Genomic DNA, 23,495 nt, shown 5'->3' with positions numbered 1-23,495 from the left:
CGGCCACGGCTCAGATTCCCTTCGTAAGCGCACCGCGCTGGAGCAGGGGTGTCCCTCCCCCGCAAGGCATTGAATCGTTTCAATACCTTCCATGTGGAAAGCTTACGAACAGACTCGGCCGAAACACAATGGTCTGAAGCAATGACTCACGGCGCGGAGCCTGGTGGAGGGGGCCTCATCGTGCCGCAGCACTCCGGTCAGTCGGCCTTGGACGCCCACGCCGTCTCCACCGCGTCCGCGAGCGCCTCCCCCTTGGCGAAGCCGTAGTACGCGGCGAACTGGAGCACGATCTCGTCCATCTCCTCCTTGGTGAGGTCGCCGGAGTGGAGCGCGGCCCTGACGTGCGTCTGCAAGGGGACGGGCGAGTCGTCGAGGGCGACGCTGGCGACGGTGATGATCCGGCGTTCGCGGCGGGTCAGTCCGGGGCGCTGCCAGACGTGCCCGAAGACGAAGCCCAGGATGCCGGCGTGCCGGTACGGCGAGTTCGCGGGCGGTGCGGGCGTGAGGTTGACGTCGATGAACTCCTCGACGCCGCGTTTGAGTCGCTCGTCCCACGCGCCGGGACCGAGCGTGTCGTTGGTCAACTGCGGCCAGGGCGGTGTCTGTTCGCCGCGTTCGCGGTGGATGCGGTCCCACTGGCGGGCGATGGCTCCCTCCAGATGGGAGGCCTTTGGCCAGCCGCAGTACACCGCGAAGTGCAGGACGAGCTCCAGCATGGCCTCCAGGGCGATGTCGCCGCTCTCGAGCGCCGCGTGGACGTGGTCCTCGATGGGCTGCGGGGAGTCGGCGGCAGCCACGCACGTCAGCGTGACCCAGCGGCGGTCCCGGCGGCTCAGTCCGGGGCGGGACCAGACCTCGCCGTAGAGGAAGTCACGTGCGGCGCGGCCGAACGGGGTCGTCGTGGTGGGTGGTCGATCGCCGGCCATGACCTCGGTGATGGTGTGTTCCACGCGGTCGTCTGCCATGGGGTACCTCCTGGGGGCTTCACGCGCGGATGAAGACGTTCTTGGTCTGGAGGAACTCGTAGAGGCCCTCCTTGCCGCCTTCGCGGCCGTAGCCGCTCTGCTTGTAGCCGCCGAAGGGGGCGCCCGGCGGCTGGCCCGAGGCCCCGTTGACCAGCACGGTGCCCGACTCAAGCTGCGGGACGAGGCGCTGGACCCGCGACACGTCGTGGGTGTGTACGGCGGTGCCGAGGCCGTAGGGGGTGGAATTGGCCAGCTCGACCGCCTCGTCCTCGCTTGCGAAGGGGATCAGGGACAGCACCGGGCCGAAGACCTCGTGCCGGCCCACCTCGCTGTGCGGGTCTACGTCGGCGAGGACCGTCGGGTCGATGAAGTAGCCGTCGCGGTTGTCCGGGGGCAGCGTCGAGGAGTCGGTCGCGTGGCCGCCGACGACCAACCGGCTGTCCTTGGCGGCGCGTTCGATGATCCCCAGGATGCGTTCGTGGGCCGTCCTGCCGATGACCGGGCCGAGGGCGGTTGCCTGGTCGAAGGGGTCTCCGACGCGCAGCGCGGCGGCCGCCTCGCCGGTCGCGGCGACCACCCTGTCGTACACCTCGCGGTGGACCAGCATGCGGGTGGTGAGGTTGCAGCCCTGGCCGGAGAGGGTGAAGCAGGAGCGAACGGTCTCGGCGACGGCCTCGCCGAGGTCGGCGTCGGGGAAGACGATGTTCGCTGTCTTGCCGCCGAGTTCGAGCAGGACGGGCTTGAGGGTGTGCCGTGCCGCGTCAAGGATCTTCTTCGCGGTCGGGATGCCGCCGGTGAAGGAGATCTTCGCGACGTCGGGGTGGCGGACCAGCCGCTCGCCGGCCGCCGGGCCGCCGGGCAGGACGTGCAGCACACCCGGGGGCAGCCCGGCCTCCAGGGCGATCTCCGCGAACCGGGCCACGGTGAAGGGGGCCAGGTCGGGGGACTTGACGACGACGCAGTTACCGGCGGCGAGCGCGGGGGCGAGCTTCATGCCGACGGACATGATCGGGCCGTTCCAGGTCAGGATGACGCCGACGACGCCGTACGGCTCGGGGACGGTGTAGTCGAGGCCCGGCACCATGCGCGGGCTGGGCGGGATGGTGGCGCCCTCCAGCTTGTCGGCCCAGCCTGCGTAGTAGCCGAACCAGCCCGCGGACAGGTGGGCCAGCGCCGCCGACGTGCGGAAGGGGACGCCGAGTTCGAGGGTGTTGAGCCGGCCGAGCTCGGGCACGCGCTCCAGCATCAGCTCCTCCACGCGCTGGAGGATGCGGCGGCGCTGGTCCGGGGACATCGCCCGCCACTCCGGGAAGGCGTTCCTCGCCGCCGCGACGGCCGTGTCGACCTCCTGCGGTCCGGCGAGCAGGACGGTGCCGTTGGCGCGGGCGGTCGCGGGGTTGATGTGGTCTTGCCGGCCGGCGGAGGTGGTGTCGAGCCAGGTGCCGTCGACGAGGGGGCCGGTGGTGCCGAGGTCGTGGGACAGGGACGTGGTCATGTCGGTGCCGCCTTGGGGTCGTCCGGGTGGGGCGGTGGTCAGGGCGCTGGAAACTCGCCCAGCGTCGACAGGGTGTGTGCGGTGAGGCCCGCGAGCGTCGGCGGCCGGGGCGCCCGGGCCGTGGCGGCGACGTCGAGCAGGAGGCCGACGTCCTTGCGCAGCAGCGGCAGGGCCTGGCGCAGTCCGTTCGTGTTGAAGCCGGAAGCGGCGAGGATGGCTGCGGCGCGGCTGCCGCCGGTGCCGTGCGCGAGCACCTGTGCGACCGCGGTGCGGTCCATGCCGAGTCCGTCGGCGAGGGAGAAGGTGTCCAGCGCCAGGCCGACCTGGGCGGTGAACACGAAGTTGTTGAGGAGCTTGGCGAGTTGGCCGCTGCCCAGCGGTCCGAGGTGGATGACCGGGTCGGCGAAGGTGTCGAACACCGGGCGGCAACGGGCGACGTCCGCCTCCTGTCCCCCGGTCATGACCAGGAGCCTGCGTTCCGCGGCTGCTCCGCCTCCGCCGCTGACCGGGGCGTCCACCACGGCGATCTCCCGCTTGGCGGCCTCGTCGGCGACGCGTCGGCAGGTGTCGGGATGGATGGTGGAGTGGAGGACGACGAGCCCGCCGGGAGCCATGCCGGTCAGTACGCCGTCGGGTCGCAGGAGTACGTCCTCGACGTCCGCGTCCGCCACGACGCACAGGCACACGACGTCGCTGGCCGCTCCCAGGTCGGCCGGTGTGGCGGCCACGGTGGCGGCCGTGTCGGCGAACGCGTCCGTCGACGTGCTTCGGCGCGCCCACAGCGTCAGGGGGAACGACTCCTCGGCGATGCGGCGGGCCATGGGTGCGCCCTGGCTGCCCAGTCCGATGAAGCCGACCCGTGTCCTGGGTGTCCCGGCGCGCGTCACAGCCGGGTGACCCAGCCGCCGTCGACGCTGATCGCCTGGCCATTGATCCACTCGCCGGCCGGGGAGGCGAGCAGCAGCAGCGTGCCGAGGAGATCCTCGGCGGGCGCGGACTTCTTGCCCGGGATGGCGGCCGTGAGGGCGGCGCGTGCGGGGTGGTCGGCGGGCAGGCTGCGCAGGCCGGGTTCGTTCTCGACCAGGCCGGGGGCGATGGCGTTGACGTTGATGCCGAGCGGGCCGAGGGAGCGGGCGAGGCCGACGGTGACGTTGACCAGGGCGAGTTTGCTGACGCCGTAGATGCCGCCGCCCATGAAGGCGCCCGCGGAGACCTGGTTGATGATGCGTCCGCCGCCGCGCTCGACCATGGCGGCCTTGACCGCGCCCGCGCAGATGACGGCGCCGAGGACGTTGACGCGCATGACCCGGTCGAACCAGTCCGTGGGCAGGTCGAGGATGTCGACCTGGGGGATCTCGGCCATGAGGGCGGCGTTGTTGACCAGGATGTCGATGCCGCCGAAGGCGTCGGTGGTCTTCGCCGCCATGTCGGCGGCGGAGGCGCGGTCGGTGATGTCGACCTGCACGCCGAGCGTACGCAGTCCGTCGCCGGCCAGTGTCTTGGCGGCCTGCTCGGCGCCTTCGCCGTTGAGGTCCGCGAGGACGACGGAGGCGCCGGCCTGGGCCAGGGCACGGCCGTAGACCTGGCCGATGGCGCCGGCACCGCCGGTGACGACGGCGACCTTGCCGTCCAGGCGGAGCCGGTCGAGTGTGCTGCTCATGGGGCATCCTTCGTCAGACGGGACAGGTAGGCGTCGACATCGGCACCGTGCTCGCGCAGTTCGTCGGCGGCCTGCGGTGCGGTGAGGATGAGGAAGCGGTCGTGGGTGACTCCCTCGGCGACGAGTTCACCGACCGAATCGGCGTCCAGGACCGGGAAGTCGGGGCCTCGGGGCGGTGCCGGGTCCCCGTAGAAGCTGATCTGCTCGACGATGTTGGTGGCGACGCCGGCCGGGCACAGGCAGGAGACGCCGATGCCGCGTGGGCGCAGGTAGAGCGCGAGCGCCTCGGACAGGCCGACAACTGCGTGCTTGGTCGCGGTGTACGGCAGGCGGTCGAATCCGTAGGGCAACAGGCCTGCCGTGGACGCGGTGTTGACGACGTGACCGGAGCCCTGCGCCAACAGGTGAGGCAAGAAGACGAGGTTGCTGCGGACGACGCCCAACAGGTTGACGTCCACGACGCGTTGCCAGGCATCGAGGGGGATGTCCTCGACGGGCCCGACGGCCAGGATGCCGACGTTGTTCATGACCAGGTCGATGCGGCCGAAGCGGGCAAGGGCCAGGTCCCGGACCGCTCGCAGGTCGTCGAGGCTGGTCACGTCGCACCCCGCGGACACACCCCGGTCACCGAGCTCACCGGCGACGGTGTGCGCCCGTTCGGCGACGAGGTCGGTGACCACGACGCGCGCGCCGCGCCGGGCGAAGGCGTGGGCTGCGGCGCGGCCGATCCCGCTGCCGGCGCCGGTGACCACCGCCACGGCGTTGTGCAGGTCGATACTCATCGCGACGTCGTTCCTCCGCTCGCGGGTGGGAGGGCGGCAGTTCAGGGATGAAGCGGCAGGGCCGGTTCACTCGCTCCGGTTTCGGTCCCGGTCCCGGTCTCGCCGAGCACGGACGAGGTCGTCGAGGAGACCGGGGCCTGGAGGAAGCCGACCAGGCCGTCCAGCAGGTCCCCGACGTGGACGGCGAAGGACAGCACGTGCCCGCCGCGGGCCCGGGTGCGTTCGCGTTCGGAGGCGGCATGCACACCGAAGGCCAGGGCCTGCGAGATGCGGTGGCCGCGCAACGGCTCGGGAAGGTGTGGCAGAAGGGTGCCGATCCGCTCGACGAAGTCGGTGGTGGGCTTGGCGAGTTCGGTTGAAAGGCGTTCGAAGACATCCCGGCGGCCGTGCTGCTGGAGCATCGCGACGAAGCTCAGGTAGTGACTGCCCTCCTGCTCGCCCTGTTCCAGGACGGGCAGGAGGTGGCACTCCACCCATGACCTGAGATCGTCCGGGCACTGGCGTGCGACCAGCAGCCTGCGGCGTTCGTTCAGCTCCGGCAGGCGGTACTCGAAGATCTCCTGGACGAGGTGCTCCTTCGTGCCGAAGTGGTACTGCACCGCCGTGTTGTTGCCGTTCCCGGCCGCCGCGCTGATCTGGCGCAGAGACACCCCATCGAGGCCGTGCTCGGCGAAGAGCCGCTCGGCGGCCAGGACGATCTGTTCCTTCACGGACGGTTGAACCACGACACCAGACCCCTTGGAGAGCAGTGTTACGCAGATTCGAGAACATCATTTCCGTATGACAGGAATCTAGTTATGGAGTGGTGTGAAGTCAACTGCCTCAGCAGTCAGTCAGTTGAAGGAAATTTCAGGCGCCGGGCGGCGGGAAGACCCGCTCACCGGTGTCCGCGTCCCTGATGCCGATGGCCTCGATCGGGCACGACTCCGCCACCTCCAGCACCTCCTCGGACGCGGGCAGGGTGGCGGACCTCGCGTGCCCCTGGCCGTTCTCGTCGAGCTCGAACCGCTCGGGCGCGGAGGCGGCGCACAGCCCGGTGCGGACGCACATCCGTTTGTCGACGGTGATGCTCCACCGCTCGGTCGTCATCAGGCTCCTTCGATGACCAGCGGCAGCGTCTTCCAGCCGCGGACGGTCGAGGTCTGCGCCAGCTCGGCGTGGTCCCAGTCCACGTCCCAGCCGGGGAACCGCTTGAGGATCTCCTCCGCCGCGATCCGGCCCTCCAGCCGGGCCAGGGCCGCGCCCAGGCAGTAGTGGGCGCCGACACCGAAGCTCATGTGCTGGGTGACCCGGTGGATGTCGAAGCGGTCCGGGTCGTCGAAGCGCCGGGGGTCGCGGTTGGCGGCGGCCTGGATGAACAGGATGGCGCTGCCGGCCGGCACCGTACGGTCGTAGAGCTCCACGTCCTTGGTGACGTAGCGCGCGGTGAACGGACCGGTCGGCTCGAAGCGCAGGATCTCCTCGATGGCGTTCGGGATGAGGCCGGCATCGGCCGCCAACTCCCGGCGCGCTTCGGGGTAGCGGGCCATGAGGGCGCCGAACCAGCCGATGAGGCGGCCGGTGGTCTCATTGCCGGCACCGGCGACCACCGTGCAGTACGTCAGCACCTCCTCATCGGTGAGGGTGCGGGTGACACCGTTCTCGTCCTCGAACTCGGCCGTCATCAGCTCGGTCATGAGGTCGTCGGAGGGGTGCTTCTTGCGCCACTCGATGTAGTCCCTGAAGGCGTCCGTGCTGAGGATGTCCTCGTGGTTGATCTTCCCGCCGTCCGCGGTGCCCAGCGTGTCGTCGGTGTAGTCGCGGATGGCGGGCTGGTCGGCCTCCGGGATGCCCAGGAGCATGCCGATCACCCGCATCGGCATCTCGGCGCCGACGGCTTCGACGAGGTCGAACCGCTCGGCTCCGGTGACGGGTTCGAGCGCACGTCGGCAGTAGGCCCGTACGCGCGGCTCGAGGGTGGAGATCCGGCGGGGTGTGAACACCCGGGCGAGGAGGCGGCGGTGGATGTCGTGGACGGGCGGATCCTCGAAGATGAGGGTGCCGGGCGGGAGTTCGATGTCCGCCTGGACGATCTCCAGGATGTCGCCCCGGGCCGAGGAATAGGTCTGCCAGTCCGCCAGACCCCGCTGGACGTCGGCGTGCCGGCTGACGGCGTAGAACTTGTGCTGGTCGTTGTAGTAGAGCGGGGCTTCCTCGCGCAGTCGTGCGTAGAGGGGATAGGGGTCACGGGCGAGGGCGGGGTCGTAAGGGTCCCAGTAGATGGTGTCGGCGGTGGTCATGGGCACAACTCCCTTGCTGTGCGGCTCACTTGAGCAGGGCGCCGGCGTCGATGGGCAGGGTCACGCCGGTGACGAAGCGGGCCTCGTCGGAGGCGAGGAAGAGGACGGCGTTGCTGATGTCCAGCGGCTCCACCCACGGGGTGGGGAGCATGTGCATGCCCTGGGAGACGGCCGCGAAGTCGTCGGCGGTGGGGTTCTCCAGGTCGGGGCGGAACATACGGTAGGTGCCCTCGTGCATCACCATCGGTGTGTTGACCTGGGTGGGGTGCACCGTGTTGACACGGATGCTGTGCTGCCCCAACTCCCCCGCCAGCGTGCGCATCAGGCCCACGACGCCGTGCTTGGCGGCGATGTAGTGGCCGATGTTCGCGTAGCCCTTCAGCCCGCCCACGGAGCTGGTCAGGATGATGGAGCCGCCCCGCCCGCCCGCGACGATGTGCGGGATGGAGACCTTGGCGGACAGCCAGACGCCGGTCAGGTTGACGTCGATCATGTCGCGCCAGGTCTTCTCCTCCATGGCATCGAGCGTGGCGCCGTCGCTGCCCAGGCCGGCGTTGGCCGCGACGATGTCCAGTCGGCCGAATTCGGCGACGCCGTCGTCCACGGCGGCCTTGAGGGCGTCGTGGTCACGGACGTCCGCCTGTACGGCGTGGATACGACGGCCCAGCTTCTGGACCTGGTTGACCGTCTCCTCCAGATCTTCGGGGGTCGACATCGGGAACGTGACGCCGTCGAGCTGCTTGCACACGTCGACGGCGATGATGTCGGCGCCCTCCTCTGCCAGCCGCACGGCATGGCTGCGGCCCTGGCCGCGGGCGGCGCCGGTGATGAAGGCGACCTTGCCTTCGACTCGTCCGGGCATGAGTGACCTCGTTTCCTGGGGCGGGGTGTTGGGTTGGAGCGGGATGACCGTGGCGGAGAGGCCTGGTCACCGGTCGGTGCGTCGGCGGCCGCGCACGAGGAGCGCGAAGAGGAGCAGCGCGGCGAGCGCGGTGGCCGGCTGCGCGATGCGCTTGAGAGCGCCCTCGCCGGCGGCGTCGATGAGGTCGAGGGGTTCGGCGACGACGGGGGCCGGGATGGGTGCGGCGGGTTCGGCGGCGGTGGCCGGAGCGGCTACGGCGAGTTCGGCGGCCAGGTTCTCGGCGAACCGCCCGATGAGGGCACCCGCCACCTCGGCGAGGGCACCGCGCCCGAACTGGGCGGGCTTGCCCGTGACAGCGAGGTCGGTGTCCACGAACACGTCGGTGGAGTTGGCGCCGGAGCCGGCCAGACGACACCTCACCAGCGCCTTGGCCGTGCCGTTGCCGCGGGTCTCCCGTCCACTGGCCTCCAGTACCACCGTCCGGTCCGCCTCGTTCCGCGACAGGAACTTGACGGTGCCGCGGTAAGTCAGGGTGACGGGGCCGAGCTTGACCTTAATGAGGCCCTGGAAGCTGTCGCCGTCGCGGGAAGTGAGCGTCGCCCCGGGCACGCACGGAGTGACGCGTTCGATGTCGAGCAGGACCCGCCAGGCCTCCTCGACGGACGCGGGGACGGTGAGCGTGTTCTGGAGTTTCATACGGAGTCCTCGCTGTCGGCGACGGCCCGGACGGCGTTGACGATCCCCTGGTAGCCGGTGCAGCGGCACAGGTTCCCGGACAGCGCCTCGCGGATCTCCTCGTCGGTGGGCTTGGGGTTCTCGGCGAGGAAGGCGGTGACCGACACGACGAAGCCCGGGGTGCAGAACCCGCACTGCAGCCCGTGGTGTTGGCGGAACGCGGCCTGTACGGCGGACAGTTCACCGTCCGGTGAGGCGATCCCCTCGACGGTGGTGACCTCGCTTCCGTCGGCCTGTACGGCGAACACCAGGCAGGCGCGCACGGCCTCGCCGTCCAGCAGCACCGTGCAGGCACCGCAGACACCGTGCTCACACCCCAAGTGCGTGCCGGTGAGGCCGCAGTTGACGCGCAGGAAGTCGGCGAGGGTGAGCCGGGGCGGCACGGTGTCGCGGCGCGGAAGGCCGTTGACCTGAATCTCGATGCCGATGTCAGTCATGGAGCGCCTCCCGTACGGCACGGCGCCAGGCGCGGGCCACCATGGCGGCACCCACGCACTTGCGGTAGCCGGCCGAGCCATGCAGGTCGGACGGCACGGCTTCGAGACCCGCCATGGCGAGGTTCCCGATGTCGTCGGCCCGGTCCTCGTCCGGTGCGGATCCGATGAGTTCCGTCTCCGCCGTGCGGGCCCGGCAGGGAGCCGGTCCGAGCCCGAACAGGCCGATGGCGCAGCGGTCGACGCGGCTCTCGGAGTCGAGTCCCACGGCGACGGTGGCACCGGCGAGGGCGAAGTCCCCACTTCTGTGGGCGAATTCCTCCACGGCGAACCCGCGGGGCCGCCGCCAGACGGGGAACGCGACACCCGTCAGCAGTTCGTCGTCGGCGAGGGCGGTCGTCCAGGTGCCGGTGAAGAAGCCCGCGGCCGGGATCGTACGACGCCCGCGCACCGAACTCGCTTCGAGCTCGGCGTCCAGCGTCAGGGCCACCGCCGGGTACTCGGCCGCGGCGTCGGCGTGGGCGAGCGAGCCGCCGATGGTGCCTCGGCTGCGGATCTGGAAGTGGCCGATCAGCGGGGTGGCCCGGGCGAGCAGGGGTACCGCGGCACGTACCTCTTCCGAGCGTTGGAGGGTGGCCTGGGTGGTGGTGGCTCCGATGCGGAGCGTCCCGCCGCGGTGCTCGATACCGCGCAGTTCGCTCACCCGCCGCAGGTCCACGAGATGGGCGAAGGACGCGAGGCGCAGGGCCAGCATGGGTACCAGGCTCTGGCCTCCGGCGATCGCTTTGGCCTCGTCGCCGAGCTCGGCCAGGAGCCCGGTCGCTTCCTCGGTGTCGGAGGGTGCGTGGTAGTCGAACGCGGCCGGCTTCATGTGCTCACCGCCCTTGCCCGATCGACGAGTTCGACGATCGAGGCCGGTGTCAGCGGCAGTCGGCTGATCTCCACGCCCAGCGGTGCGAGGGCGTCGGCGACCGCATTCACCACGGCCGGGGCGGATCCGATCGCGCCGCCCTCGCCAACTCCCTTGTGACCGCCCGGACCTGGGCTGAGTGTCTCGATGTGCCCGAGCTCGATGACGGGCACCTCGGTGGCCGTGGGGAGCAGGTAGTCCATGAAGGTGGTGGCGAGCGGGTTGCCGGCGTCGTCGTAGGCGAGGTGCTCGTACAGGGCGCCGCCGATGCCCTGGACGGTCCCGCCGTAGATCTGCCCCTCCACCACACTGGGGTTGATCATGGGCCCGCAGTCCTCGCTGACGATGTACCGCAGCAGCTTCACCGCGCCGGTGACCACGTCCACCTCGCAGGTGCACAGATGGGTGGCGTTGGCCCAGATCATCAGGTGCGGGGTGCGGTAGCGGCCGCTGGCCTCCAGTCCGGCCGGGATGCCCGGCGGCAGGGCGTGGACCTGGAAGTAGGCGAGGTCGGCGATCTCGGCGAGGGTGACGGCCTGCTGCGAGTCGCCCTTCACGGACGCCCGGCCGCCGGTCAACTCCAGATCCTCCACGGCGACTTCGAGCCGGTGCCCGGCGATGGCGAGGATGCGTGCCCGTAATCCGGCCGCGGTCTCGGCGATCGCACCGGCGGTCATGGGACCCGACCGACTGCCACCGGTTCCGGCACCGTACGGCGTGAGTGCCGTGTCCCCCTGGATGGTGCTGACGTCTTCGATGGCCACGCCGAGCGCGTCGGCGGTGAGCTGCACGACGGTCGTCTCCAGGCTGTTCCCGCACGAGCCGCCGGCCATATAGACGTTGACCTTTCCGGAGGGCTCGATGCGGATGGTCGCGCCCTCGGTGCCGTGGAACGGTGTGGCGCCCGCGGTCGGTTCGACGTAGGTGCAGGTGCCGACTCCGAGGTGGCGCCCCTGGGCGCGGGCGTCCTTCTGCTCACGCCGGAAGGCCGGGTAGTCCAGCATCCCCAGGGCCTGCTCGAAGGTCTCGTACGGGGTGATGTGGTCGTAGGGCATGCCGTTGAAGTTCGCCGTCGGCAGGTCCCCGCGGCGCAGCATGTTCCGGCGGCGCAGCTCGACCGGGTCCATGCCGAGGCGGCGGGCGGCGGTGTCGAGGAGGACCTCGCGGGCCATCGACTCGAACTGCCAGGGGCCTCGATACGCCACCCGTCCGCTGGTGTTGGAGAACACGAACCGGGAGCGGAAGGTGCCCTGAGGGATGCGGTACGGGCCGGGGAAGAGCAGGCCGACGGCGATGCCGCTCTGCACCGGGGACGGGGTCGGGTAGGCGCCGGCGTCCTGGACGTGGTCGAGGGTGGCGGCGAGGATCCGGCCGTCGTCGTCGAGGGCAAGCCTCGCCTCGCCGTGCTCGTGGCGTGCCTGGCCGGCCGCCAGCAGGTGCTCCTGCCGGTCCTCGATCCACTTCAGCGCGGCGGGCAGCTTGGCCGCCGCGAGCATCACGCACATGTCCTCGCGCTGCGGCAGCACCTTCTGTCCGAACCCGCCGCCCGTGTCCCGCATCACCACCCGCACCCGGTGCTCGTCGACGCCGAGCAGGCGTGCGCAGAAGGAGCGGACCTCGTGCGGGGACTGGGTCGCCGCCCAGATCGTCATCTCCCCGGCCGGCGCGGACCACTCGGCGACGATGCCGCGCGTCTCCAACGGCACCGGTCCGTAGGCCTGCTGATGGACCGTCACGCTCACCACCCGCGAGGCGCCCTCGAAGACGGGCGCCAGCTCCTCCATCGGGCGTCCGGCGAGTTCGCCCACCAGGTTGCCCGGGTGGGTCGCGTGGACCGACTCCGGGGACTCCAGCGCGGTGGCGTAGTCGACGACCGGGGGCAGCTCTTCGTAGTCGACGACCACCGATTCCGCGGCGTCCTCGGCCGTGTAGCGGTCCCGGGCGACGACCATCGCCACCGGATCCCCGACGAACCGCACCTCGCCCTCCGCGAGCGGCGGGCGGGGGGTGTCCGGGTCGTCGCGTCCGTTCAGCGTGTACCACTGCTCGCGGACACCGGGGTTGAGGTCGGCGGCGACGAACACGGCTTGTACGCCGTCCAGTCGGCGGGCGTCCGACACGTCGATGCCCGTGATACGAGCCCGTGCGACGGGGCTGCGCACGAAGCAGGCGTGGAGCATCCCCGGCCGTACGACGTCGTCGACGTAGGTCCCTGTGCCGGTGAGGAGCCGGGCGTCCTCGACGCGCGGGGTGCGGGTGCCCGTATAGCGAGCCATGTGCCTGGCCCTCCGTCCATGCTGAACAGTTGTTTAACACGAGCGTTGAACAACTGTTTAACAGCGCTCTCCGGTGCCGTCAAGGACAATGAGCGGCATGACCGCACCTCGCCGCATGGGCACCGAGAACTCCAAGACGCGCCAGGTCCTGCTCGATGTCACCGAGCGGCTGATGCTCAAGGAGGGATACGCCGCCGTGGGCGTCCGTCGGGTGGCCCGCGAGGCCGAGGTCGCCCCGGCGCTGGTGCTGTACTACTTCCGCACCCTCGACGACCTCTTCCTCGCCGTGCTGCGACGGCGTGGCGACGAGGAGTTGGAGCGGGTGGCCCGTCGACTGGAAGGCCCTCAGCCGATACACGCTCTGTGGCAGATCGCCAGCCACCCGGGAAACGCGCTGACCACGGAGTTCACCGCGCTGGCCAATCACCGCAAGACGATCCGCGCCGAACTCGCCGACCGTGCCGAGCGCTACCGCGAGGCGCAACTGGAGGTGCTCACCCGCCGTCTCGCAGAGACGGGCGTCGAACTGCCGCCGGAGGTGTCCCCAGCCGTGCTCCTCATGCTGACCAACGCCCTCGGCCGGATCCTCATGATGGAGAACACGATGGGCATGACCACCCGGCACACGGAGGCCCTCGAGTTCGTGGAGCAGTTCCTCCAGCACTACGAGGGCGCCCCTGCCGACAACTGAAGGGCACGGTCGGCGCCACCGGACGGCGCCTGCACCCCGTGCGCCGCCGTGACCGCAGGTCAGAGGATCCCGGGGGCGGTTGAGCCATCGTCAGCTCCCCTGTTCGATGGGTGGGTCGAGACGGAGACCGGCGACCGGAGGGGGCGACCGCCGGACCGCCGCTCCGCGCGCTGATTCCGCGGCTCGACCGGGTCCGCGACCGGTGCCGCAAGCGACAGCCGCTGTGCATAGGCGTGTTCGGGGGTGGACTCACGCGATGGAGCTGAAGCGGTGTGCGCTGTACAGATGTCGGGGTGCGTGCTTATCGATCCGGCGGCGCGTCAGCACCGTTGCCCATGAGCGCGCTCGTCTCCTCTGGCGGCCCGGGAGGAGCGATCACGCGAACCCTTACCATGCGGTTGATTTCCGGTCGGACGCTAGACCCGCGCGACAGGCACAGGAAGGGTGCGATCGACCTTCGTGACCAGAGCGTTACCTTTCAGCGGTCTACAGTCGCCGCAGAACGGAACGTGAATCCCGACCATATGGGAAGCTTTAATGGCTCAACTGCGGCGTAGGACCGTCCCGGACCTGCTTGATCAAGGAGAGTGAGCGCACAGTGGGTCAGGCCAAAGCGCGTGGACCGTACGCCAAGACGCCGGCCCGCAAGACGGAGATCGTACGAGCGGCACGCGACAGTTTCGCCGAGAACGGCTACGCCAAAGCCTCGCTGCGCGACATCGCAGAACGAGCCGGCATCACCCACGCCGGCCTCCTGCACCACTTCCGGAGCAAGGACGAACTCCTCGCCGAGGTGCTCGCCGAACGCGATGCGGAGGAATGGCAGCAGGGCCTGGAAGCAGTGGACAGCCTGGACCACCTCGCCCCTTACCTCGGCGAGCTCATCCGCCACCACCAGAAGGCGCCCGAGCTGATGCGCCTGTGGATCGAGCTCGCCGCCGCGGCCTCGCGGCCGGATCACCCCGCCCACGCCTACTTCGCCGAACGCTACGAACGCGGGCGCACACAGTTCGCCGAGGGGCTCGACAACGAGGCCGCACGCGGCAGGCTCCGCGAGGGCGTCAGCCCGGAGAGCGCGGCGATCCTCTTCCATGCCGTGCTCAACGGGCTCCAGTTGCAGTGGGTGCTGGACCAGGACCTCGACATCGCCGGGCCCGTCACCGACTTCGTACGCCTGCTCTTCGACCACGACCGCGCCGCGGAATGAACGTATCGCCGCGCGCCCTGAGGTGATCACGCCGACCTCGCGGACAGTCCGAGGATCTCGCCCACGGGCGGCGGCGATCCGCCCCCGCTCGGGTCGTGGGACTTGGATCAAGCGGCGGCGCCTGACGGCGAAGCCGTGATGCAGCGCGCCGCCACAGCGCTCGAACTCCTCCGAACCAGCGGCCCGTCCCCCTCCCCGCAGGCAGCGATCCGCCGCCCCAGATCCTCCAGCGCCGAGCGCGCCGCGGCCGACGCCGACGGCCGACGGCCGACGGCCGACGGCCGACGCCAGGTCACGCTCCCCCGGCATCCACCCCTCGGGCTCGGGATACGGGCTGCCGGTGCCTGCCGTGTTCACCGTGCGCACGCGTTCCCCGCGACCAAGACGCCCCCATATAACGTTCTGATCACGAAGCCGAGCGGCATCCTTCCCGCCCTTGCGATCCCGGTCTACCGTCCCAACGAAAACTAACCACACGGTAAGCGTTGGTGGTCGTCGCACTCCTCGTACTCAGCCACTGCGTGAGCGTCCACTCCCCCCGCCACGTCCGGGCGACCGGCCCGGCCGGAGAGCTCGCTTCCACCCTCGACGCCCCCGCACTGAGGCCACCGCCCACCGCGCCCGAACGGCCTGGTGAACGGCGCAAGTGCCACGAGGCCCGCACCACCGACACTCAGGAAAGCAGTCGACGATGACCGAATTCCCGCCCGGGTTCCTCTGGGGAGCCTCCACCGCACCGCACCAGATCGAGGGCAACAACCTCAACAGCGACTTCTGGGCCAACGAGGGGCGCATCCCGGGCATGGAGCGCAGCGGCGACGCATGCGACAGCTACCACCGGTACCACGAGGACATGCGGCTGCTCGCGGACGCCGGACTCAACGCCTACCGCTTCGGCATCGAATGGGCCCGCATCGAGCCCGTACCCGGCCTGGTCTCGCGCGCCGAACTCGCCCACTACCGGCGCATGATCGACACGGCCTTCGAGCTCGGCCTGACCCCGGTCGTGACCCTGCACCACTTCACCAGCCCGCTCTGGTTCACCCAGGAGGGCGGCTGGCTCGGGGAGCGCGCCGTGGACCGGTTCCGGACCTACGTCGAGACGGTCGCGCCGATCCTTGACGGCGTCGAGTGGGTCGTCACCATGAACGAGCCGAACATGCTGGCCATCATGGCCGGCATGGCGCGGGCGATGCAGAACGCGCAGGCCGACGGGGAGTGGCAGAGCCCGACCCTCGACAACGAAGGCCCGCGTCCACCGCTGCCGGCCCCCGACACCGCCATCGGCGAACGGCTCGTCGAGGTGCACCACGCCGCGCGGGAGGTGCTGCGCGAGCGCACCAACGCCAAGGTCGGATGGACGGTCGCCAACCGCGCCTTCGTGGCCCGTCCCGGGGCCGAGGAGAAGAAGCGGGAACTGGAGCACGTCTGGGAGGACCTCTACCTGGAGGGGTCGCGCGGCGACGACTTCGTGGGCGTGCAGTCGTACTCCAGCCAGTGGGTCGGCCCGGACGGCATCGAGCCCTACCCGCCGCACCCGGACAACACGCTCGTGGGCACCGCCTACCGGCCCGACGCCCTGGGCATCGCGGTACGGCACACCGCCGAGTTCACCGGCGGCCTGCCGATCCTGATCACCGAGAACGGCATCGCCACCGGCGACGACACCCGCCGCATCGCCTACACGGGCGAAGCCCTGGAGCACCTCGGCAAGGCGATCGCCGACGGGGTGGACGCCCGCGGCTATCTGCACTGGAGCCTGCTCGACAACTACGAGTGGGGCCACTGGGCGCCGACGTTCGGCCTGGTCGCGGTCGACCGCGAGACGTTCGAACGCCGCCCCAAGCCCTCTCTCGCGTGGCTGGGCGAGACAGCCCGCCGCGGCCGGATCTGACCGCACCCTCACACGGAGGACACACCGTGCAGGTATCCATACCCGACGTCTCGTCCAAGTCCCTGACCGAACTCGTCTCGCTGTCCGGGCGGCGCGCCGTCGTGACCGGCGCAGGCCGCGGGCTCGGCCGGGCCGTCGCCGAGCGGCTGGCCGAGGCGGGAGCGGACGTGCTCGTCGCGGACATCGAGGACGAGCTCGCCACCGCCGCCGCCGAGGCTCTCGGCGCCCGAGGCCCGGGCCGCGCCCTGGCCACCCATCTGGACGTCACCGACCCCGACAGCGTCGTGGCCGCCGCCGACCTCGCGGTCCGGGAGCTCGGCGGGGTCGACATCTGGGTGAACAACGCCGGGATATTCCCCAGCGTTCCCGCGCTGGAGATGTCCGACAAGGCCTTCGACGAGGTGTTCGCCGTGAACACCCGCGGGGTCTTCCTCGGCTCCCGGGAGGCCGCGCGCCGGATGAGCGAGGCCGGCAGCGGGGGCGTCATCGTCAACGTCGTCTCCACGGCCGGGTTCCGCGGGACGGCCCCCGGGCTCGCCGCGTACGTCGGCTCCAAGCACGCGGCACGCGGCCTCACCCGGCAACTCGCCCTGGAGTTCGCCCCGTTCGGCATCCGCGTACTGGGCGTCGCCCCGACGTTCGTACCGACCGAGGGGAACATGGCGGCGGCAGCGGCGGCCGGCGTGGACTCCGAGACGATCATGTCCGTGATGCAGCCCGGTCCGCTCGGCCGACTCGGCGTGCCCGACGACGTGGCCAGGGTGGTGCTGTTCTGCGCCAGCGACCTCTCGGCGTTCATGACAGGCAGCACACTCCTCGCCGACGCCGGTGAAACGGCCTGACGCACACCACCCCCGACCGCCCCAGCACCCGGTAGGAACCTCATGCTCTCGCCCCGTACCACCCCCACCCGAGACGTCTTCGGCCTCGACGGCCTATGGCGGTTCGCCCTCGACACCCGGGCCGGCTCCACTCCCTGGACGTCACGGCTCGCCCCGCCGCTCGAAGTCCCGGTACCCGCCAGCTACAACGACCTGTTCGTGGACCCGGAGATCCGCGACCATGTCGGAGTCGTCTGGTACCAGCGCGAGGTGCGCGTGCCGCGCGGCTGGACCGGCGAGCGCGTGGTCCTGCGCTTCGGGTCCGTCACCCATACCGCGCAGGTCTACGTGGACGAACGGCTCGTGGCCGAACACACCGGCGGCTACACACCGTTCGAGGCGGACCTGACCGGCATCGTCGAGCCCGGCACCGAGTTCAGGCTGACGGTCGGCGTCGACAACCGCCTGACCAACGTGACCATCCCGCCGGGCACCGTCACCACCGGCCCCGACGGCCGCGAACGGCAGTCGTACCTGCACGACTTCTACAACTACGCCGGCATCGCACGCCCGGTCCGCCTGTACAGCACGCCGACGACCTTCGTCGAGGACGTCACCGTCGTCACCGGACGGGACGGCACGGCCGGCACCGTCAGCTACCGCGTGGAGACCGCCGGCGAACACGCCGACACGGCCACCGTGCGGGTGCGCGTGACCGACGAGGCGGGCCGGACCGTCGCGGAGGGCGAAGGCCCCGAGGGCGTCCTGCGCATCGAGGACGTCACGCTCTGGCAGCCGGGCGCGGCCTACCTCTACGACCTCGTCGTGGAACCGGCCGTGGACGGCGAGACCGTCGACAGCTACACCCAACCGTTCGGCGTCCGTACCGTCGAGGTGCGCGGCACCGACTTCCTCATCAACGGCGAGCCGTTCTACTTCACCGGCTTCGGCAAGCATGAGGACACCCCCGTCCGCGGCAAGGGCCACGACGACGCCTACCTCGTGCACGACTTCCAGCTGATGGAGTGGACCGGCGCCAACTCCTTCCGCACGTCCCACTACCCCTACGCCGAAGAGGTCCTGGACTTCGCCGACCGGCACGGCATCGTCGTCATCGACGAGACCGCCGCCGTCGGCCTCAACCTGGGCGTCCAGGGCGGGCTCACCGGCATTCCGCCGACCCCCACCTTCGCCCCGGAGAACTTCGGCGGGACGACCCAGGACGTCCACGCCCAGCACCTGCGGGAGTTGATCGAGCGGGACAGGAACCACCCGAGCGTGGTGATGTGGTGTCTCGCCAACGAGCCGGCCTCCAACGAGGACGGTGCGCGCGAATACTTCGAACCGCTGGTCGAACTGGCCCGCAAGCTCGACCCGACCCGGCCCCTCACCTACGCCGCCGTCATGTTCGCGACGCCGCAGAACGACCAGATCGGCGACCTGTTCGACGTACTCAGCATCAACCGCTACTACGGCTGGTACCTGTTCACGGGTGACCTCGCGACCGCCGAGGGGTACCTGGAGCAGGACCTGCGGGGGTGGGTCCAGCGCTTCGGCAAGCCGGTCATGATGTCCGAGTACGGCGCCGACACCCAGCCCGGCCTGCACTCCGTCTGGGATACCCCGTGGAGCGAGGAGTACCAGAGCGACTTCCTCGCCATGTACCACCGGGTCTTCGACCGCATCCCCGAGTTCGTCGGCGAACACGTGTGGAACTTCGCCGACTTCCAGACCTCGCCCGGCATCCACCGCGTCGACGGCAACAAGAAGGGCGTCTTCACCCGCGACCGCAAACCCAAGTCCGCCGCGTTCGCCCTGCGCCGGCGCTGGCACGGCCTCGGCGGCCACAAGCCCGGCCAGACCGCGGCCGACTGAGAACGGCGACCCTCCGCAACACCCCGATGCCGCCCTGCCGCAACGACCGACAAGGCGGGCCCGTGGCCCGGCCCGCCACCCCACAGAGCGCAGGGCCGAATCACACCGGCGCCCTCAGGCGACCGGTCCGCTCAAGGCACCGCACACAGCGGCGCCATGCCACGGCCCCTCCTGTGCGTAGGCGAAGCCCCGGTCGTGCCCCACCGGCGTCTCCTGAGCCGACATCCCGGAGTCGCCCGCGGCGCACATCGCAGGATCCCGGCTCCGACGGCACTGGCCGCCACCGCACTCCGCATTCCCCGGACCCGCACCGCAGCGGGTCCAGTCGGCGGCACGGTCGATGCCGTGCCGCCGACATCCCGGCAGCCAGAACCGCTCCACCCCACGGCGCCTTGCCGGCTCTGACCGAACAACCGTTCTTCGCCGCGGCTTCTCCTCCCCTGCCCAGCGGCCCGGCCACGGCCGTCCCGCCGCCCACCGGCTTGCCGCCACCCCTTGCGATCATGTGACAAAGGAGTCCTCATGCCTCACGACGACCGGGACGTCAGCGTGGCGGTTTCCCCTCCCCCGGCGTCACCTCAGAACGCCGCCGGGCGCCCCACCGAGCCGCCCGCCCCGTCCGAGATCGAGGCACCGCCGCTGCAGAAGGTCGGCAGGGACTACCTCCTCTGGCTGATGACCGCCAGCTTCGGCGGCTCCCTGGCCCTGATGGTCCCCCTCTCCTACTCGCTCGCGGTGCGGATCGACGACCTGGCACCGGGACACGAGGAGCGGCTCGGATACGTCACCGGGTCCGCCCAGTTCCTCTACCTGGTCCTCAGCCCCCTCATCGGACTCTGGAGCGACCGGACCCGTTCCCGGTTCGGCCGCCGCGCCCCCTTCATGGTCGGCGGCGCCCTGCTCGGCACCGTCGCACTCGTCGGGGTCGCCCTCGCGCCGTCGGTCCTGCTGCTGGGCGTGGCGTGGGCGGTCGGCATGATCGGCTGGGCCACCGCCGGACAGGCCGTACAGAACGTCCAGGCGGACCGGGTGCCCGAGGAGCAGCGCGGCCGGGTCTCCGCCCTGACCAGTGTCATGACCCAGATCGCCCCGGTGATCGGTATCGGTCTCGCGTACGGCGTGGCCTCCAGCACCTTCCTGGTGTTCCTGGTCCCGGGCGTACTGGGCGCCGTTCTGGTGATCCTGTTCCCGGTGTTCAAGCCCGAGGGCGACTCCCGCGCGCTGGTGCGCACCGGCGGCGTGACCCTGAGGAGCATGGTCGCCAGTTACGGCTTCAACCCGCGCAAGTACCCGGACTTCGGCTGGAACTGGCTCGGCCGCTTCGTCTTCTTCATGGGCCTGTACTTCAACACGGCCTTCGGCACCTTCTTCTACGCGCAGCGGCTCGACCTGCCGGTCAAGGAGGTCGCCGGGATCGTGGCGGTCATCGGGACAGTCGGCGTGGTGGCCGCGGCGGGCGGCGCCATCGGTGGCGGCTTCCTCTCCGACAAGCTCGGCCGGCGCAAGCTGTTCGCCCTGATCGGCTCCGCGGTGTTCGTCGCCGGGGCCGTCACCGAGGCGTTCGCCCACTCGTTGCCCCAGTTGGTCGTCGGCGCGGTGCTGATGCAGTTCGCCATCGCGGTGTTCAGCGCCGTCGACCAGGCGATCGTGTTCGCCGTCCTCCCGGACCGGGCCGAGGCCGGCCGCTACCTCGCCGTCGTCGCCTTCGCACAGAAGATCCCCAGCGCCGTCGCCCCGCTGATCGCCCCGCTCGTCATCACCCTCGGCGTCAGCGACGGCGGCGAGAAGAACTACACCCAGCTCTACCTGATCGGCGCGGTCCTGGCACTGGTCGGTGGCCTCATCGTCAAGTTCAAGATCAGGTCTGTCCGGTAGCGCCGCCTCCCGGCCGGCGTCCCTAGAAGCTTCCCGTTCCACCGAGTTCCAAGAAGGCACAGCATGCACAACGCACCGTACGACCTGGGCATCGACAGCGGCGGTGACACCTTCCCCGTCTCGGGCCCCACGCCCCGGCTGTCGTGGAAGCCACCGTCGGACGCGGCACGCCCGGTGGCGTACGAGGTGGAGTGCACCGTCGACGGCGAGGGGCGACCCGCTGTGGCCACCGCCGTGGGCGGGCACCGGTTCGTTCCGTGGCCATGGGCGGCGCTGGACAGCGGTCGCCGGGTGGTCTGGCGGGTCCGGGCGCTCGGCGGCGACGGCGACTCGCCGTGGTCACAGTGGCACGCGTTCGAGACAGGTCTCCTCGCCGCGGACTGGCGGGCGCACTGGATCAGCCCCGCCGAGTCCGGCGACGCCGGCTACGGCAGACGGCCCGCGTACGTCCTGTCGGCCCGGTTCGAGGCGCGGGCCGGGGTGCGCTCGGCACGGCTGTACGCGACGGCACTCGGGGTGTACGAGGCGTATGTCAACGGTTCGCGGGCCGGCACCGCTGAACTGTCGCCGGGGTCCACCTCCTACGACCGCACGCTCTACGCCCAGGCGTCCGACGTCACGACCGCCGTCGAGGCGGGCGACAACCGGTTCGAGATCCTGCTGTCCGACGGCTGGTACCGGGGTCAGGTCGGCGCCTTCCGCCAACCGGCCGGCTGGGGCACCGTGCCCGGCGCACGGGCCGAACTGCACATCGTCTACGAGGACGGCGCACGGCAGGTCGTCCGCACCGACGGGACGTGGACGAGCGCGGAGTCGGCCATCACCCGGGCCGACCTCATGGACGGACAGACCACCGACTTCCGTCTGCGGCCCGGGGCCGGCAGGCCGGTCCTTGTCGACCAGGTGGAGGCGCCCGCCATCGACTGGTCGCCCGCGCCGCCGGTGCGCGTGATCGAGTCACGCCCCGCACAGGCCGTCGTACAGCTCGAGGACGGCGTGTGGATCGCCGACTTCGGCCAGAACGCCTCAGGCCGGATCGCGCTGGCCGAGCTCGGCCCGGCCGGCACCCGCACGGTCGTCGACCACGGCGAACACCTCGGCCCCGACGGCGACCTGACGACCGCCCACCTCGACGCCACGCGCCCGGGCCAGGCCCCGATCCCGTTCGTCCAGCGCGACGAGGTCGTGTCCGCGGGCGGTGGCGAGACGTTCGAGCCGCGCCACACCGTGCACGGTTTCCGGTACGTCCGCGTCCACCGCGACGGCGCCCCCCTCGACCCGGCGAGCCTCGTCATGCGCGTCATCCACTCGGACCTGCGCCGCACCGGCACGTTCGCCTGCGGGCACGGTGACCTCGACCGCCTCCACGAGATCGCCGAGTGGAGCTTCCGGGGCAACGCCGTCGACGTGCCCACCGACTGTCCGACCCGCGAACGTCTCGCCTGGACCGGCGACTACCAGGTCTTCGCCCCCACCGCGACACGCCTGTACGACGTCCTGGGGTTCAGCCGCAAGTGGCTGCGCTCCGTCCGCGACGACCAGCTGCCCGACGGCCGGATCGCCAACTTCTCGCCCGACGGACGCCGTATCAAACACCACCTCGACGACCAGTTCGCCATGATGACCGGCTCGGCCGGCTGGGGAGACGCCGTCGTCGCCGTCCCGTGGGAGCTGTACGAGTCGTACGGCGACCGGGAGGTCCTGGCCGAGAACTGGGAGGCGATGGTCCGCTGGGTGGAGTGGGCGCTCATGACCGCCCGCACCACCCGCCACCCGTCCCGGACCGAGCGCTCGGCCGAACCGCTGCCGCACGAGCGGTACTTGTGGGACGGCTCCTTCCACTGGGGTGAGTGGACCGAGCCCCGGGTGAGGGCGGCCGACGGCAGCCGTGTCGACCCGGTCAAGGACGATCCTGTCGCCTGGTTCATGGCTGACAAGGGCGAGATCGGTACGGCCTTCCTGTACCGCTCGACGGCGACCCTGGCCCGCGTGGCACGTGTGCTGGACCGTATCGAGGACACGGACCGCTACGCCGAGATCGCCGAGCGGGTCCGTGACGCGTGGCGCACCGAGTTCCTGTCCCCCGACGGACGCACCGCAGGCGACACCCAGGCCGGTTATGTGCGCGCGCTGTCGCTCGACCTCGTCCCTGGTGCACTGCGCGAGGCCGCCGCCGCGCGCCTGGTCGAGCTGATCCGCGCGGCCGGCACGCATCTGGGCACCGGCTTTCTCGCGACCGGCGACCTGCTCCCCGTCCTCGCCGACACCGGACACGCCGACGTCGCCTACGAGTTGCTCCTCCAGCGCACCGCGCCGTCCTGGCTGTACATGGTCGACCGCGGCGCGACGACCATCTGGGAGGACTGGGAGGGCGTCGACGAGTCCGGCGCCGCGCACGACTCCCTGAACCACTACAGCAAGGGCGCGGTGGTCCGCTTCCTGCACACCCACGTCCTGGGGCTGCGGCAGACGCCGGGGTCGGTCGCCTGGGAGTCCTTCGAGGTCGCGCCCGTCCCGCACCCGTCCGTGCCATGGGCCCGGGGCACGCACGAGTCCCCGCAGGGCACGATCGTCGTCGAGTGGCGGATGTCCGGCGCCGAACTCACCGTCACGGTCGACGTCCCCCCGGCCACCGCGGCACGCGTCGTCTTCCCTGACGGCACCGTCGTAGAGCCGCTCCCCTGCGGCAGGTTCAGTGCCACTCGGCGGGTGGGGAAGGCGGGTTGAGGCCAAC

Annotated in this window: 20 protein-coding genes; 7 read left to right on the top strand and 13 right to left on the bottom strand. The window is 70.8% G+C overall.

Annotated features, from left to right (window positions below; translation table 11 throughout):
* Window positions 1-197: 197 nt before the first annotated feature.
* From ACFY0U_RS42275 to ACFY0U_RS42215, 13 genes are all read right to left on the bottom strand, one after another.
* Window positions 198-965, bottom strand: coding sequence for a carboxymuconolactone decarboxylase family protein (locus ACFY0U_RS42275; RefSeq protein WP_388645379.1), 768 nt, complete (start codon window positions 963-965; stop codon window positions 198-200).
* 19 nt (window positions 966-984) lie between these two features.
* Window positions 985-2,460, bottom strand: coding sequence for an aldehyde dehydrogenase family protein (locus tag ACFY0U_RS42270; protein ID WP_388645377.1), 1,476 nt, complete (start codon window positions 2,458-2,460; stop codon window positions 985-987).
* Window positions 2,461-2,498: 38 nt separating this feature from the next.
* Window positions 2,499-3,347 (bottom strand): NAD(P)-dependent oxidoreductase, encoded by an 849-nt coding sequence (locus ACFY0U_RS42265; RefSeq protein ID WP_388645375.1) that lies wholly within the window; start codon window positions 3,345-3,347, stop codon window positions 2,499-2,501.
* Window positions 3,344-4,120 carry an SDR family oxidoreductase gene (locus ACFY0U_RS42260; protein WP_388645373.1) on the bottom strand — a complete coding sequence of 259 codons (777 nt, stop codon included), beginning with the start codon at window positions 4,118-4,120 and terminating at the stop codon, window positions 3,344-3,346. The genes ACFY0U_RS42265 and ACFY0U_RS42260 overlap by 4 nt, the downstream gene beginning before the upstream one ends.
* On the bottom strand, window positions 4,117-4,902 hold the full coding sequence (locus ACFY0U_RS42255; protein WP_388645371.1) for an SDR family oxidoreductase: 786 nt from the start codon (window positions 4,900-4,902) through the stop codon (window positions 4,117-4,119). Before ACFY0U_RS42255 ends, ACFY0U_RS42260 begins: the two co-directional genes overlap by 4 nt.
* A gap of 41 nt (window positions 4,903-4,943) precedes the next feature.
* The gene (locus tag ACFY0U_RS42250) at window positions 4,944-5,627 is read right to left on the bottom strand and encodes a TetR/AcrR family transcriptional regulator (RefSeq protein WP_388645369.1); all 684 of its coding nucleotides are present in this window, start codon (window positions 5,625-5,627) and stop codon (window positions 4,944-4,946) included.
* A gap of 124 nt (window positions 5,628-5,751) precedes the next feature.
* Window positions 5,752-5,991, bottom strand: coding sequence for a ferredoxin (locus tag ACFY0U_RS42245; protein ID WP_388645367.1), 240 nt, complete (start codon window positions 5,989-5,991; stop codon window positions 5,752-5,754).
* Window positions 5,991-7,181, bottom strand: a complete 1,191-nt coding sequence (locus ACFY0U_RS42240; RefSeq protein WP_388645366.1) for a cytochrome P450 — start codon at window positions 7,179-7,181, stop codon at window positions 5,991-5,993. The genes ACFY0U_RS42245 and ACFY0U_RS42240 overlap by 1 nt, the downstream gene beginning before the upstream one ends.
* A gap of 25 nt (window positions 7,182-7,206) precedes the next feature.
* The gene (locus ACFY0U_RS42235) at window positions 7,207-8,043 is read right to left on the bottom strand and encodes a mycofactocin-coupled SDR family oxidoreductase (protein ID WP_388645364.1); all 837 of its coding nucleotides are present in this window, start codon (window positions 8,041-8,043) and stop codon (window positions 7,207-7,209) included.
* Window positions 8,044-8,109: 66 nt separating this feature from the next.
* Window positions 8,110-8,739: an SRPBCC family protein gene (locus tag ACFY0U_RS42230; protein WP_388645363.1), complete on the bottom strand. Its 630-nt coding sequence runs from the start codon at window positions 8,737-8,739 to the stop codon at window positions 8,110-8,112.
* A complete protein-coding gene (locus tag ACFY0U_RS42225) occupies window positions 8,736-9,215 on the bottom strand; it encodes a (2Fe-2S)-binding protein (RefSeq protein ID WP_388645361.1) in 480 nt (159 codons plus the stop codon). The genes ACFY0U_RS42230 and ACFY0U_RS42225 overlap by 4 nt, the downstream gene beginning before the upstream one ends.
* A complete protein-coding gene (locus tag ACFY0U_RS42220) occupies window positions 9,208-10,083 on the bottom strand; it encodes an FAD binding domain-containing protein (RefSeq protein ID WP_388645359.1) in 876 nt (291 codons plus the stop codon). Before ACFY0U_RS42220 ends, ACFY0U_RS42225 begins: the two co-directional genes overlap by 8 nt.
* Entirely contained in the window at window positions 10,080-12,398 is a 2,319-nt protein-coding gene (locus ACFY0U_RS42215) for a xanthine dehydrogenase family protein molybdopterin-binding subunit (RefSeq protein WP_388645358.1), read from the bottom strand. Before ACFY0U_RS42215 ends, ACFY0U_RS42220 begins: the two co-directional genes overlap by 4 nt.
* Window positions 12,399-12,495: 97 nt before the next feature.
* On the opposite strand from ACFY0U_RS42215, the gene ACFY0U_RS42210 reads away from it, so the two are divergent.
* The 7 genes from ACFY0U_RS42210 (at window position 12,496) to ACFY0U_RS42180 (ending at window position 23,488) form a co-directional block, all read left to right on the top strand.
* Window positions 12,496-13,089 carry a TetR/AcrR family transcriptional regulator gene (locus tag ACFY0U_RS42210; RefSeq protein WP_388645356.1) on the top strand — a complete coding sequence of 198 codons (594 nt, stop codon included), beginning with the start codon at window positions 12,496-12,498 and terminating at the stop codon, window positions 13,087-13,089.
* A gap of 598 nt (window positions 13,090-13,687) precedes the next feature.
* Window positions 13,688-14,296, top strand: coding sequence for a TetR/AcrR family transcriptional regulator (locus ACFY0U_RS42205; protein ID WP_388645354.1), 609 nt, complete (start codon window positions 13,688-13,690; stop codon window positions 14,294-14,296).
* 691 nt (window positions 14,297-14,987) lie between these two features.
* Entirely contained in the window at window positions 14,988-16,190 is a 1,203-nt protein-coding gene (locus tag ACFY0U_RS42200) for a glycoside hydrolase family 1 protein (protein WP_388645352.1), read from the top strand.
* A gap of 26 nt (window positions 16,191-16,216) precedes the next feature.
* On the top strand, window positions 16,217-17,032 hold the full coding sequence (locus ACFY0U_RS42195; protein WP_388645350.1) for an SDR family NAD(P)-dependent oxidoreductase: 816 nt from the start codon (window positions 16,217-16,219) through the stop codon (window positions 17,030-17,032).
* Between the two features lie 42 nt (window positions 17,033-17,074).
* Window positions 17,075-18,886, top strand: a complete 1,812-nt coding sequence (uidA, locus tag ACFY0U_RS42190; RefSeq protein ID WP_388645348.1) for a beta-glucuronidase — start codon at window positions 17,075-17,077, stop codon at window positions 18,884-18,886.
* A gap of 522 nt (window positions 18,887-19,408) precedes the next feature.
* Window positions 19,409-20,761: an MFS transporter gene (locus ACFY0U_RS42185; protein WP_388645346.1), complete on the top strand. Its 1,353-nt coding sequence runs from the start codon at window positions 19,409-19,411 to the stop codon at window positions 20,759-20,761.
* 63 nt (window positions 20,762-20,824) lie between these two features.
* Window positions 20,825-23,488 carry a family 78 glycoside hydrolase catalytic domain gene (locus ACFY0U_RS42180; RefSeq protein ID WP_388645344.1) on the top strand — a complete coding sequence of 888 codons (2,664 nt, stop codon included), beginning with the start codon at window positions 20,825-20,827 and terminating at the stop codon, window positions 23,486-23,488.
* The last annotated feature ends 7 nt before the right edge of the window (window positions 23,489-23,495 follow it).

The organism is Streptomyces sp. NPDC001536 (assembly GCF_042894505.1).
Classification (GTDB): Bacteria; Actinomycetota; Actinomycetes; order Streptomycetales; family Streptomycetaceae; genus Streptomyces.
The sequence above is the reverse complement of the archived record's forward strand: the minus strand, read 5'-3'. Positions and strand labels throughout refer to the sequence as shown.

Excerpts from the sequence above, each read along its gene's own strand:
- ACFY0U_RS42275 (WP_388645379.1), bottom strand. The coding sequence starts at position 965 with ATGGCAGACGACCGCGTGGAACACACCATCACCGAGGTCATGGCCGGC.
- ACFY0U_RS42270 (WP_388645377.1), bottom strand. The coding sequence starts at position 2,460 with ATGACCACGTCCCTGTCCCACGACCTCGGCACCACCGGCCCCCTCGTC.
- ACFY0U_RS42260 (WP_388645373.1), bottom strand. The coding sequence starts at position 4,120 with ATGAGCAGCACACTCGACCGGCTCCGCCTGGACGGCAAGGTCGCCGTC.
- ACFY0U_RS42255 (WP_388645371.1), bottom strand. The coding sequence starts at position 4,902 with ATGAGTATCGACCTGCACAACGCCGTGGCGGTGGTCACCGGCGCCGGC.
- ACFY0U_RS42245 (WP_388645367.1), bottom strand. The coding sequence starts at position 5,991 with ATGACGACCGAGCGGTGGAGCATCACCGTCGACAAACGGATGTGCGTC.
- ACFY0U_RS42240 (WP_388645366.1), bottom strand. The coding sequence starts at position 7,181 with ATGACCACCGCCGACACCATCTACTGGGACCCTTACGACCCCGCCCTC.
- ACFY0U_RS42235 (WP_388645364.1), bottom strand. The coding sequence starts at position 8,043 with ATGCCCGGACGAGTCGAAGGCAAGGTCGCCTTCATCACCGGCGCCGCC.
- ACFY0U_RS42230 (WP_388645363.1), bottom strand. The coding sequence starts at position 8,739 with ATGAAACTCCAGAACACGCTCACCGTCCCCGCGTCCGTCGAGGAGGCC.
- ACFY0U_RS42225 (WP_388645361.1), bottom strand. The coding sequence starts at position 9,215 with ATGACTGACATCGGCATCGAGATTCAGGTCAACGGCCTTCCGCGCCGC.
- ACFY0U_RS42220 (WP_388645359.1), bottom strand. The coding sequence starts at position 10,083 with ATGAAGCCGGCCGCGTTCGACTACCACGCACCCTCCGACACCGAGGAA.
- ACFY0U_RS42215 (WP_388645358.1), bottom strand. The coding sequence starts at position 12,398 with ATGGCTCGCTATACGGGCACCCGCACCCCGCGCGTCGAGGACGCCCGG.
- ACFY0U_RS42210 (WP_388645356.1), top strand. The coding sequence starts at position 12,496 with ATGACCGCACCTCGCCGCATGGGCACCGAGAACTCCAAGACGCGCCAG.
- ACFY0U_RS42200 (WP_388645352.1), top strand. The coding sequence starts at position 14,988 with ATGACCGAATTCCCGCCCGGGTTCCTCTGGGGAGCCTCCACCGCACCG.
- uidA (WP_388645348.1), top strand. The coding sequence starts at position 17,075 with ATGCTCTCGCCCCGTACCACCCCCACCCGAGACGTCTTCGGCCTCGAC.
- ACFY0U_RS42185 (WP_388645346.1), top strand. The coding sequence starts at position 19,409 with ATGCCTCACGACGACCGGGACGTCAGCGTGGCGGTTTCCCCTCCCCCG.
- ACFY0U_RS42180 (WP_388645344.1), top strand. The coding sequence starts at position 20,825 with ATGCACAACGCACCGTACGACCTGGGCATCGACAGCGGCGGTGACACC.